The sequence below is a fragment of the Comamonas testosteroni ATCC 11996 genome (assembly GCF_000241525.1).
Taxonomy (GTDB): domain Bacteria; phylum Pseudomonadota; class Gammaproteobacteria; order Burkholderiales; family Burkholderiaceae_C; genus Comamonas; species Comamonas testosteroni.
The window spans coordinates 198,101-209,767 of sequence record NZ_AHIL01000026.1 but is presented as its reverse complement, the minus strand read 5'-3'; the positions used below and the strand labels follow the sequence as shown (position 1 = coordinate 209,767).

Here is an 11,667-nt window from a genome sequence, read left to right as displayed (position 1 = left end):
TGGTGGGTGATACATGGATCGAACATGTGACCCCTGCCGTGTGAAGGCAGTGCTCTACCGCTGAGCTAATCACCCGATAAGCGTTATTGTATCAGGGATTGGCGCTCACATTTTCAAAGTTACGCCAAGCGGTCTTGCCGCCGCTGGATTTATCCATCTGCTTGAGCACATCGTCGTGAGCCGACTGCTCCTGCTCGTTGGCACGCAGCACCGGCAGCTTGAAGCTGCTCAGGTCCACCGACGCAACGATCATCGTCCCGGCCGCCGGGGCATCTGCAGGCTCCTCTGTCATGAGCAAGGCATCCTGCCCGCGCGTCAGATTGATGTAGACATCCGCCAGCAGCTCCGCATCAAGCAAGGCGCCGTGAAGCGTACGGTTGGAATTGTCGACACCCAGACGATCGCACAGCGAGTCCAGCGAGTTGCGCTTGCCCGGATACATCTCCTTGGCCATGACCAGGGTGTCGAGGACTCCGCCCACGCACTGCTTGAGTGGCGGGCGCTTGGCCAGCTTGAGCTCGTTGTTCAGAAAGCCCAGGTCGAACGGCGCATTGTGGATGATGAGCTCGGCCCCTTGCAGATACTCCCAGATCTCGTCGATCTTCTGCTCGAAGCGCGGCTTGTCCTTGAGGAACTCCGTGGTGATGCCATGCACACGCAAGGCATCGGGGTGGCTGTCGCGACCCGCATTGAAGTACAGGTGCAGATTGTTGCCGGTGAGCTTGCGGTTGACCAGCTCCACGCAGCCCAGCTCGATCAGGCGGTCGCCGTCAATGGGAGACAGACCCGTGGTTTCCGTATCCAGAACAATTTGACGCGACATTCAATTTCTCCCAATTACCTGCGGCGCTCACATCGCCCAACAATTTCTAAAACAAGCGCGCACCAAAGCCAGGACACCGAGGAAGCGCCACCGCGCTAGGGGTGTCGTCCTCCTCCCCTAGTGCGAAGCGCGTAGAGAGAGGGGGGAAGGCGCAAAGCGCCTCAGGGGGTGCTCAGTGATTTTCCTTGGCGTGATTGATGGAGTACTTGGGGATCTCCACCGTCACATTCTCGCGCGCCAGAATCGCCTGGCAGGACAGGCGCGACTGAGGCTGCAGACCCCAGGCCTTGTCCAGCAGGTCTTCTTCCTCTTCCTCCGCCTCGTTCAGGGAGTTGAAGCCCTCCTTGACGATGACATGGCAGGTCGTGCAGGCGCAGCTCATATCACAGGCATGCTCGATATTGATACCGTTGTCCAGCATGGCTTCGCAGATCGAGGTGCCGACAGGCGCTTCGATTTCCGTTCCGTTGGGGCAGTACTCGGCGTGAGGAAGAATTTTGATGATGGGCATTGTTCTGTTTATGAATTAAATGGTGTTGACACTCTTGCCAGCCAGCGCCTGCTGGATGCTGCGATTCATGCGTTCGGCCGCAAACGACTCTGTTCCCTTGGCCAGGGCCTGAGTCGCGCCTTCCACGACGGCAGGATCATCGCTGGCGACGGCCGCGCGCAACGCGGCCATCAGGGCATCAATGCTCTCACGCTGTTCGGCGCCGAGCACATCGCCATCCACATCCAGCGCGCTTTGCGTGGCCAGCAGCATGCGATCGGCATCCACGCGGGCCTCGACCAGGGCGCGGGCCTTCATGTCCTCCTGGGCCGTGGCAAAGCCGTCCTGCAGCATCTGGGCGATCTGGTCGTCGGAGAGGCCGTACGAAGGCTTGACGTTGATATGGGCTTCGACGCCGCTGAGTTGCTCCTTGGCGCTGACGGACAGCAGGCCGTCGGCATCCACAGTGAAGGTCACGCGGATGCGCGCCGCACCGGCGGCCATGGGCGGAATGCCGCGCAGCTCGAAACGCGCCAGGCTGCGGCAGTCGGCCACCAGGTCGCGCTCACCTTGCACCACATGAATGGCCAGCGCGGTCTGGCCGTCCTTGTAGGTCGTGAAGTCCTGCGCGCGGGCCGTGGGAATGGTCTCGTTGCGCGTGATGATGCGCTCGGACAGGCCGCCCATGGTTTCCACGCCCAGTGACAGCGGGATCACGTCCAGCAACAGCAAGTCGCCTGCGGTATTGTTGCCGGCCAGTTGATTGGCCTGAATGGCAGCACCCAGAGCCACCACTTCGTCGGGGTTGAGATTGGTCAGCGGCTCGCTGCCGAAAAAGTCGGCCACGGCCTGGCGAATCTGGGGCATGCGGGTGGAGCCGCCGACCATGACGACGCCCTGCACCTCATCGCGGCCCAGGTCTGCATCCTTGAGCGCGCGGCGCACGGCCGCAAGGCTCTTGCTGGTCAAGTGAGCAGTCAGCGCAATGAACTCCTCACGCTTGACATCAAAAGATACTGAACCCGAGGAAATATCAGCGGTAAACGCTACAACTTCTGATTCAGTCAGGGCCTGCTTGCAATGGCGCGCGGCAATACGCCAGGCGGTCTTGTCTGCTGCAGACTCCAGCTGCGTGCCGGTTTTTTCCGCCACCCAGGCTGCCAGCGCGTCATCGTAGTCGTCGCCGCCCAGTGCCGAGTCGCCGCCAGTGGCAATCACTTCAAACACGCCATGTGCAAGACGCAGCACCGAGATATCGAAGGTGCCGCCACCCAGATCGTAGACGGCGTAGACGCCCTCTGCTGCGTTATCCAGACCGTAGGCAATGGCTGCCGCAGTGGGCTCGTTGATCAGGCGCAGCAGATTGATACCGGCCAGCTTGGCTGCATCCTTGGTGGCCTGGCGCTGAGCATCGTCAAAGTACGCAGGCACGGTGATGACTGCACCATAGAGATCGTCGTCAAACGTGTCTTCGGCGCGGAAACGCAGGGTCGCCAGAATTTCGGCACTGATTTCCACGGCCGTCTTGGCGCCGTCCACGGTTTCGACGGAGATGACGCTGCTGTCATCGGTCTTGAAGCGATAAGGCAGCTTCTCGGGCGATTCGATATCAGCCAGGCTTCGCCCCATGAAGCGCTTGGCCGAGCTGATAGTGTTGGCAGCATCCTGCGCCTGCGCGGCCTTGGCATCAAAGCCGATCTGTCGGCGGCCCATTTCCATGTAGCGCACTACCGAAGGCAGCAGCACACGCCCCTGATCGTCGGGCAGGCATTCGGCCACGCCGTTGCGCACAGCGGCAACCAGAGAGTGCGTGGTGCCCAGGTCTATGCCCACGGCAATGCGTCGCTGATGGGGATCGGGGGATTGGCCGGGCTCGGAAATCTGCAAAAGCGCCATGAAATTCTTCTTTTGAAACGTCAGAGGCCAGCGTGGCTGGCCCGCTCAAGATGGATACGCCATGCGCCAGCGGCACAAAGCGTTGCTCTGGGTCTTATTGTCCCAGTTGATCGCGACGGCGATCCACATCTTGCGCAAATCGCGCAACAAACATGAGGGCTCTCACCTGCTGCACGGCAGCTGCGGCGTCGCCAGCCTCGTCCAGCAAACGACCGCATTCGCCAAGCATCTGCTTTTTGGCTGCGAGCATCTCGCCCTCAAGTGCATCGAGCTCCTGCTCGTTGACAGCGTCTTCCAGCGCTTCGCGCCACTCCATCTGCTGCATCAGAAATGCCGCTGGCATGGCCGTGTTGTCTTCTGCCCGCACCGGCGCTCCAGCCAGCTCGCACAGATAGGCCGCGCGCTTGAGCGGGTCCTTGAGACGCTGATAGGCCTCGTTGATACGTACCGACCATTGCATGGCCACGCGCTGCGCGGCAGCGCCCTGGGCGGCAAAGCGGTCCGGATGTGCTTCGCGCTGCAGCTCTTTCCAGCGTGTGTCGATCTGGCTGCGCTCCTGCGCAAACTTGCGCGGCAGGCCAAACAATTCAAAGTCGTCAGATTGCAGATTCATGGCATTAAAAAACCGCCTGCAGCAGCGCTGAGGCGGTTCCATTCTTATGCTTGGGCGCTACACGCGCCAGGGACACCGAGCAAGAGCCGCCTCGCAGCGAGGGTGTCGTCCCCTTGGGGGAAGGCGCGAAGCGACTCAGGGGAAAATCAAATTCTGAAGCTCTCACCACAACCGCAGCGATCACGCTCGTTGGGGTTATGAAACTTGAAGCCTTCGTTCAGGCCCTCGCGCACGAAATCCAGTTCCGTGCCGTCGATATAGGCCAGGCTCTTGGGGTCAATCAGCACCTTGATTCCGTGGTCTTCGAACACCACGTCATCGGGCTGAACCTCGTCCACATACTCCAGCTTGTAAGCCAGACCGGAGCAGCCAGTGGTCTTCACGCCGAGGCGCACGCCAATCCCCTTGCCGCGACGTGAAAGATAGCGGTTCACATGACGGGCAGCCGCCTCGGTCATTGAGATGGCCATGGCCTCAGGCTTCCGTTGCAGTGCGCTTTGCGCGGTAATCGTTCACGGCTGCCTTGATGGCGTCTTCAGCCAGGATGGAGCAGTGAACCTTGACCGGGGGCAGCGCCAGCTCTTCGGCGATCTGGCTGTTCTTCAGGGCCGCAGCCTCATCCAGCGTCTTGCCCTTGACCCATTCGGTCACCAGCGAAGACGAGGCGATGGCAGAGCCGCAGCCATAGGTTTTGAAACGTGCATCCTCGATCACGCCGGTGGCGGGATTGACCTTGATCTGCAGCTTCATCACGTCGCCACAGGCGGGCGCGCCCACCATACCCGTGCCCACGGAGTCATCGCTCTTGTCGAACGAGCCAACGTTGCGGGGGTTTTCGTAGTGGTCAACAACTTTTTCGGAGTAAGCCATGGTGTCTACCTCTTGAACTCTTTGTAATCTGTGCTTAGTGTGCAGCCCATTGAATAGTGCTGAGGTCGATGCCGTCTTTGTACATCTCCCACAGCGGGCTCAGCTCGCGCAGCTTCAGCACGTTTTCGCGGATCGACTTGATCGCGTAGTCGATCTCCTCTTCCGTCGTGAAGCGACCAAAGGTCATGCGCAAAGAGCTGTGTGCCAGCTCGTCGCTGCGGCCCAGGGCACGCAGCACATAGCTCGGCTCCAGGCTGGCGGATGTGCAGGCGGAACCCGAGGACACGGCCAGACCCTTGATACCCATGATCAGCGACTCGCCTTCGACGAAGTTGAAGCTCATGTTCAGGTAATGGGGAACACCGTTGTCCATATCGCCGTTCACGAACACCTGCTCCAGATCCTTCAGACCATCGAGCAGACGCTTGCGCAGTGCACGGGCGTGCTCCATGTCCTTGGCCATCTCTTCCTTGGCAATGCGGAAGGCTTCGCCCATGCCCACGATCTGGTGGGTTGCCAGCGTGCCGGAACGCATGCCGCGCTCATGGCCGCCACCGTGCATCTGCGCTTCCAGGCGCACGCGCGGCTTGCGGCGTACGTACAGCGCACCGATGCCCTTGGGGCCGTAGGTCTTGTGCGAAGCCAGGCTCATCAGGTCGATGGGCATGGTCTGCATGTCCAGATCCATCTTGCCCGAAGCCTGAGCGGCGTCGACGTGGAAGATGATGCCCTTCTCACGGCACAGAGCGCCGATGGTGTTCAGATCCTGAACCACACCGATCTCGTTGTTCACAGCCATCACGCTCGCGAGGATGGTGTCGGGGCGGATCGCCGCCTTGAACACCTCGATATCCAGCAGACCGTTTTCCTGCACGTCCAGATAGCTGACTTCAAAGCCCTGGCGCTCCAGCTCACGCATGGTGTCCAGCACAGCCTTGTGCTCGGTCTTCACGGTGATCAGGTGCTTGCCCTTGCCTTGGTAGAAATGCGCTGCACCCTTGATGGCCAGGTTGTCGGACTCGGTTGCACCGCTGGTCCAGACGATTTCGCGCGGGTCGGCGCCAATCAGATCGGCGACCTGCTTGCGGGCCTTCTCGACGGCTTCTTCGGCTTCCCAGCCCCAGGCGTGGCTGCGCGATGCGGCATTGCCAAAATGTTCACGCAGCCAGGGAATCATGGCGTCCGCCACGCGGGGGTCCACCGGAGTGGTTGCACCGTAGTCGAGATAAATGGGAAAGTGCGGGGTCATGTCCATGACTGGCTCGTCTTGTTTTTGGCTGACAAATCGTGAGGAATCGATGCACCTTGTGGTGCCATCAGGGCGAAGAAACATGCCGCACAGCCATGCATGCATCCAGGCCCTGACTATCGGAGTCGGGCTTCATGCCGATCTGGTTGCCGCCCGAGCGCTGCTCGAGCGGCCCCGGATCAGGATTTTGCGAAGGCGTTACCCAGGGCGAACACCGAGTTCGGTGCGTTCACACGGATGGGCTTGACCACGGGTGCTGTGGAGATGGCGCGGCGCACCACGGGCTTGTCCTCGATCTGGATGCCCTTGGCCAGTTGCTCGTCCACCAGCTTTTGCAAAGTGACGGAGTCCAGGAATTCCACCATGCGCTGATTCAGTGCAGCCCACAGCTCATGGGTCATGCAGCGGCCGGCTTCGCCCAGACAGTTTTCCTTGCCACCGCACTGGGTCGCATCAATGGGTTCATCCACCGAGACGATGATGTCAGCCACGGTGATGTCTGTCGCCTTGCGGGCCAGGGTGTAGCCGCCGCCGGGGCCACGGGTGGATTCCACCAGTTCGTGGCGACGCAGCTTGCCAAACAACTGTTCCAGATAGGACAGCGAAATCTGCTGACGCTGGCTGATGGCAGCCAGCGTCACAGGGCCATTGTTCTGGCGCAGTGCCAGGTCGATCATCGCGGTGACCGCAAAGCGGCCTTTGGTCGTAAGACGCATACGAGCTCCTTCAGTCAGGATTGTTCGTTACAGAAACGCACGCCTGGTCACAGTACCTAGACGAGCACAGTCTCCGCCCTTACTCCGTCCTGTGATTAGGTTCAGAGCCCTTCTGTGAGGGAAGTTTGTTGTTGAGTGTTTGACGTGAGTATATCACATTCCCCATCAATTTTGTCGGGTAACAGCGTGCACTCACGTAATAACCCTGAGGAATGCGAAGAAATATTCCTACGGCGCCGCACCGAACAATTGCTGCTTGAGCAGCGAGAGCTGGTCCCGCACACGCGCTGCCTGCTCGAATTCCAGGTTCCTGGCGTGCTCGAGCATTTGCTTCTCCAGACGCTTGATCTCCTTGGCAATGTCTTTCTCCGACATATCCTCGACACGTGCCTGTTGTAGTGCCTGCTCCTGCAGGCGTTCGGCCTCTTTGCCGCTCTTTTCGCTGTAGACACCATCAATCAGGTCTTTCACCCTCTTGACAATCTGCTTGGGCACGATTCCGTTGGCTTCATTGAAAGCCATCTGCTTTTCGCGGCGTCTTTCGGTTTCGCCGATGGCTTTCTTCATGGACTCGGTGATGCGGTCCGCGTACAGGATCGCCTTGCCGTTGACGTTGCGCGCCGCGCGACCGATGGTCTGGATCAGGCTGCGCTCGGCACGCAGAAAACCTTCCTTGTCGGCGTCCAGAATCGCCACCAGCGAGACCTCAGGAATATCCAGGCCTTCGCGCAGCAGGTTGATGCCGACCAGTACATCGAAGGCACCGAGACGCAGGTCACGGATGATTTCCACACGCTCCACCGTGTCCACGTCGGAGTGCAGATAGCGCACCTTCACGCCGTTGTCGGTCAGGTATTCGGTCAGTTGCTCGGCCATGCGCTTGGTCAGCGTGGTGATGAGCACGCGCTCCTCCAGCTCCACGCGCTGGCGGATCTCCTGCAGCACATCGTCGACCTGGTGAATGGCCGGCCGCACTTCGATCTCGGGGTCGACCAGGCCGGTGGGACGCACCACCTGCTCCACCACCTGCCCCGCATGGGTCTTTTCGTATTCGGCGGGCGTGGCCGAGACGAAGACCACCTGGCGCATGCGCTGCTCGAACTCTTCGAACTTGAGCGGGCGATTGTCCAGCGCCGACGGCAGGCGAAAGCCATATTCCACCAGCGTGGTCTTGCGCGCCCGGTCGCCGTTGTACATGGCGTTGAGCTGACCGATCATCTGATGGCTCTCGTCAAGGAACATGATGGAGTCGCGCGGCAGATAGTCGGTCAGTGTGCTGGGCGGATCGCCGGGCTGGGAGGCCGAGAGATGGCGGGTGTAGTTCTCGATACCCTTGCAGTGCCCCACTTCGCTGAGCATTTCCAGATCGAAACGCGTGCGCTGCTCCAGCCGCTGCGCCTCGACCAGCTTGCCCATGCCCACGAGCTGCTTGAGGCGCTCGGCCAGCTCTTCCTTGATGGTCTCCACGGCCGCCAGCACCTTGTCGCGCGGCGTCACATAGTGGCTGCTGGGATAGATGGTGAAGCGCGGGATGTTCTGGCGCACCCGGCCCGTGAGCGGATCGAACAGTTGCAGGGTCTCCACCTCGTCGTCGAACAGCTCGATGCGCACGGCCAGCTCCGAATGTTCGGCCGGGAACACGTCGATGGTGTCGCCGCGTACGCGGAAGGTGCCGCGCGAGAAATCCTGGTCGTTGCGCTGGTACTGCATGCGGATCAGCTGCGCGATCGCGTCGCGCTGGTTGAGCGTGTCGCCCGCGCGCAGCGTCATGATCATGCGGTGGTAGCTCTCGGGCTCGCCGATGCCGTAGATGGCCGAGACGGTGGCCACGATCACCACATCACGGCGCTCCATGATGCTTTTGGTGCAGGACAGGCGCATCTGCTCGATGTGCTCGTTGATGGCGCTGTCCTTTTCGATGAACAGGTCGCGCTGGGGCACATAGGCTTCTGGCTGGTAGTAGTCGTAGTAGCTGACGAAGTACTCGACCGCGTTTTTCGGGAAAAACTCCCTGAACTCCGAGTACAGCTGTGCCGCCAGCGTCTTGTTGGGCGCAAACACGATGGCCGGCTTGCCCAGACGCGCGATCACGTTGGCCATGGTGAAGGTCTTGCCCGAGCCAGTCACACCCAGCAGCGTCTGGAAGGACTCGCCGTCATTGACGCCTTCGACCAGTTTTTCGATGGCCGCAGGCTGATCGCCCGCCGGTGGATAGGGCTGGAACAGCTCGAACGGCGAGTCCGGGTATTGCACGAAACGGCCTTGCGGCTCGGCATTCATATTTTGTTCTTGCATGATCTCATGTCCATGACGCATAGGGTAAGCGCGGAGTAGAATGGCAGCCCAACCCTCAAGCCTAACCTAGGCTGATGCGTTTTTTCGAGCACCAGGCAATGCCCTGCCCGTCTAACGCGCTCGGAGCAGTAGCTGGGGGTGACCTGACTTATTTCCATCCCTCAAGGATTTTTTCATGTCTCTGTTTACCGCCGTCGAAATGGCCCCCCGCGACCCCATCCTGGGTCTGAACGAGCAATTCAACGCTGACTCCAACCCCAACAAAGTGAACCTGGGCGTGGGCGTGTACTTCGACGACAACGGCAAGCTGCCCCTGCTGGAGTGCGTGCAGGCCGCCGAGAAGGCCATGATGGAAAAGCCTACCGCCCGCGGCTATCTGCCCATCGACGGTATCGCCGCCTATGACAACGGCGTCAAGGCCCTGGTGTTCGGAGCCGAGTCCGACGTGGTCAAGTCCGGCCGCGTGGCCACCGTGCAGGCCATCGGCGGCACCGGCGGCCTGAAGATCGGCGCCGACTTCCTCAAGAAGCTCAACCCCAACGCCAAGGTCCTGATCTCCAACCCCAGCTGGGAAAACCACAAGGCCATCTTCACCAACGCTGGTTTTGAAGTCGGCACCTATGCTTACTACGATGCAGCGACCCGCTCCATCGACTTCGCCGGCATGCTGGCCGACCTGAACGCTGCCGCTGCCGGCACCGTGGTCGTACTGCACGCCTGCTGCCACAACCCCACCGGCTACGACATCACTGCCGCTCAGTGGGATGAAGTGATTGCCGTCGTCAAGGCCAAGGGCCTGGTCGCCTTCCTGGACATGGCCTACCAGGGCTTTGGCCACGGTATCGCCGAAGACGGCGCCGTGATCGGCAAGTTCGTGGCCGCCGGCCTGAACATCTTCGTGTCGACCTCCTTCTCCAAGAGCTTCAGCCTGTACGGCGAGCGCGTGGGCGCCCTGTCCGTGGTGGCCTCCGACAAGGACGAAGCCGCTCGCGTGCTGTCGCAGCTGAAGATCGTCATCCGCACCAACTACTCCAACCCTCCCACCCATGGCGGCGCCGTCGTGGCAGCCGTGCTGAACAACCCCGAGTTGCACGCTCTGTGGGAAAAGGAACTGGGCGAGATGCGCGTGCGCATCAAGGCCATGCGCCAGAAGCTGGTCGACGGTCTGAAGGCTGCCGGCGTGACCCAGGATATGTCCTTCATCACCACCCAGATCGGCATGTTCTCGTACTCCGGCCTGTCCAAGGACCAGATGGTGCGCCTGCGCTCCGAGTTCGGCGTGTACGGCACCGACACCGGCCGCATGTGCGTGGCTGCGCTGAACAGCAAGAACATCGACTATGTCTGCAAGGCCATCGCCGCCGTGATCTAAGCTCACGATTCGGGGCCTGGTCCCTGAAAGCAAAAGAGCAACGGAGTTTCAATCCGTTGCTCTTTTTTTATGGCTGCTTCGGTGACGGCTTCGGTGCCTACCTCAGGGTCCGTTCAATATTTGATAGCTGCTAGCGCTTTACCCATATTGTTTTCAGATAGAAAAGCATCTGAAAACGTTGCACATCAAACGCAGTAAGCTATCAAAATATTTATCATGCGCTCAATCCCCAGATAGCCGAGAGCATGGACAGCGCCGCATACTGGTAGGCCGTGTTGAACACGCGCGGCGCTTCACCCTCCTGCACAGCACCTGCCGCATACAGCAGGGGCAGATAGTGGTCGTGGGTGGGATGGGCCAGACGGGCCTGCGGACCCCAGTCCAGGAAGGTACTGAGATCAGCCAGATTGCCGCTGTCCAGGCGCTGCTGCACTTCGGTGTCGAACTGGATCGTCCAATCATAGGCCTGGTTGTCGCTGGCACCGCGCTGCATGGCGCGCAGGTTGTGCACGACATTGCCGCTGCCCACGATCAGCACGCCGCGCTCGCGCAGCGCACGCAGCTGGCGGCCCATCTCGAAATGCTTTTCGGGCGCCAGCCCATAGGGCATGCTCAGCTGCATGACGGGAATGCTGGCCTCGGGGAACATGGGCAGCAGCACCGACCAGGTGCCGTGGTCAAAACCCCATTTCTGGTCCACCAGCAGGGCTGACCCGTCCAGTGGCGAATGCAGCTCGGCCGCCAGCTGTCTGGCCACCTCGGGCGCACCGGGCGCCGGATATTGCTGATCGAACAGCTCTTGCGGAAAGCCGCCGAAGTCATGAATCGTGCGCGGCTGGGCCATGCCGGTCAGCGCCCAGTCGGACTCGGTCAGCCAGTGGGCCGAGACGCAGAGAATCAGCTGCGGCGCAATGCCTTTGGCCATCAGCTCCTGGCCCAGCGCCTTCCAGCTCTGGCGCCAGTGCGTGTCCTCGATCACATTCATGGGGCTGCCGTGGCCGAGAAACATCACCGGCATGCGCGGCGAAGGCTTGAGCTGCTGCAGCAGCTGCTCGGGCAACAGGGAAGAAGAAGTGGAGTTCATGGAAAAAGCCTTCCAGCCCCCGCCGGCGGCCAGCACGGAGGCTGCGCCCAGGGACAAAAGCGTACGTCTACGCATCTCGGTCAATCGAACACGCCCCCCAGGGGCATTTTTTGCAGATAGCGCAAGCTTGCCACAGCGCAACAGCACCTGAAAGCATCGCCAGCGCAACAGACTGTCCTGAAAGTGCCAGGGTCAGGGCCCGGCTTGCACTACAACAGCAGTTGCACAAGCAGTTGAACAAGCACCACTCACGTCAAAC

General features: G+C 60.8%; 11 protein-coding genes and 1 tRNA gene. 1 reads left to right on the top strand and 11 read right to left on the bottom strand.

Going from position 1 to position 11,667, the window contains the following annotated elements; all coding sequences use genetic code 11:
• From CTATCC11996_RS10625 to uvrB, 10 genes are all read right to left on the bottom strand, one after another.
• Window positions 1-75: transfer RNA gene (locus tag CTATCC11996_RS10625), tRNA-Val, on the bottom strand.
• 16 nt (window positions 76-91) lie between these two features.
• A complete protein-coding gene (gene dnaQ, locus CTATCC11996_RS10620; RefSeq protein ID WP_003075901.1) occupies window positions 92-823 on the bottom strand; it encodes a DNA polymerase III subunit epsilon in 732 nt (243 codons plus the stop codon).
• A gap of 172 nt (window positions 824-995) precedes the next feature.
• Complete coding sequence (gene fdx / locus CTATCC11996_RS10615) at window positions 996-1,334, bottom strand: ISC system 2Fe-2S type ferredoxin (protein WP_003054218.1); 339 nt, start codon at window positions 1,332-1,334, stop codon at window positions 996-998.
• 15 nt (window positions 1,335-1,349) lie between these two features.
• Window positions 1,350-3,209, bottom strand: coding sequence for a Fe-S protein assembly chaperone HscA (gene hscA / locus CTATCC11996_RS10610; RefSeq protein WP_003075900.1), 1,860 nt, complete (start codon window positions 3,207-3,209; stop codon window positions 1,350-1,352).
• Window positions 3,210-3,303: 94 nt separating this feature from the next.
• Window positions 3,304-3,822: a Fe-S protein assembly co-chaperone HscB gene (hscB, locus tag CTATCC11996_RS10605; RefSeq protein ID WP_003075898.1), complete on the bottom strand. Its 519-nt coding sequence runs from the start codon at window positions 3,820-3,822 to the stop codon at window positions 3,304-3,306.
• A 146-nt stretch (window positions 3,823-3,968) separates the two neighbouring features.
• Complete coding sequence (iscA, locus tag CTATCC11996_RS10600) at window positions 3,969-4,292, bottom strand: iron-sulfur cluster assembly protein IscA (RefSeq protein WP_003054214.1); 324 nt, start codon at window positions 4,290-4,292, stop codon at window positions 3,969-3,971.
• A 4-nt stretch (window positions 4,293-4,296) separates the two neighbouring features.
• The gene (gene iscU, locus CTATCC11996_RS10595; protein ID WP_003054213.1) at window positions 4,297-4,692 is read right to left on the bottom strand and encodes a Fe-S cluster assembly scaffold IscU; all 396 of its coding nucleotides are present in this window, start codon (window positions 4,690-4,692) and stop codon (window positions 4,297-4,299) included.
• A gap of 34 nt (window positions 4,693-4,726) precedes the next feature.
• Entirely contained in the window at window positions 4,727-5,947 is a 1,221-nt protein-coding gene (locus CTATCC11996_RS10590; protein ID WP_034348710.1) for an IscS subfamily cysteine desulfurase, read from the bottom strand.
• A 173-nt stretch (window positions 5,948-6,120) separates the two neighbouring features.
• Window positions 6,121-6,657 carry a Fe-S cluster assembly transcriptional regulator IscR gene (gene iscR, locus CTATCC11996_RS10585; protein WP_003054211.1) on the bottom strand — a complete coding sequence of 179 codons (537 nt, stop codon included), beginning with the start codon at window positions 6,655-6,657 and terminating at the stop codon, window positions 6,121-6,123.
• Between the two features lie 228 nt (window positions 6,658-6,885).
• Window positions 6,886-8,952 (bottom strand): excinuclease ABC subunit UvrB, encoded by a 2,067-nt coding sequence (uvrB, locus tag CTATCC11996_RS10580; RefSeq protein WP_003075893.1) that lies wholly within the window; start codon window positions 8,950-8,952, stop codon window positions 6,886-6,888.
• Between the two features lie 175 nt (window positions 8,953-9,127).
• On the opposite strand from uvrB, the gene CTATCC11996_RS10575 reads away from it, so the two are divergent.
• Window positions 9,128-10,324 carry an amino acid aminotransferase gene (locus CTATCC11996_RS10575; RefSeq protein ID WP_003075891.1) on the top strand — a complete coding sequence of 399 codons (1,197 nt, stop codon included), beginning with the start codon at window positions 9,128-9,130 and terminating at the stop codon, window positions 10,322-10,324.
• A gap of 214 nt (window positions 10,325-10,538) precedes the next feature.
• Here the strand turns inward: CTATCC11996_RS10575 and ygiD are convergent, their stop codons facing one another.
• Window positions 10,539-11,465: a 4,5-DOPA-extradiol-dioxygenase gene (gene ygiD / locus CTATCC11996_RS10570; RefSeq protein ID WP_003075889.1), complete on the bottom strand. Its 927-nt coding sequence runs from the start codon at window positions 11,463-11,465 to the stop codon at window positions 10,539-10,541.
• Window positions 11,466-11,667 lie beyond the last annotated feature (202 nt).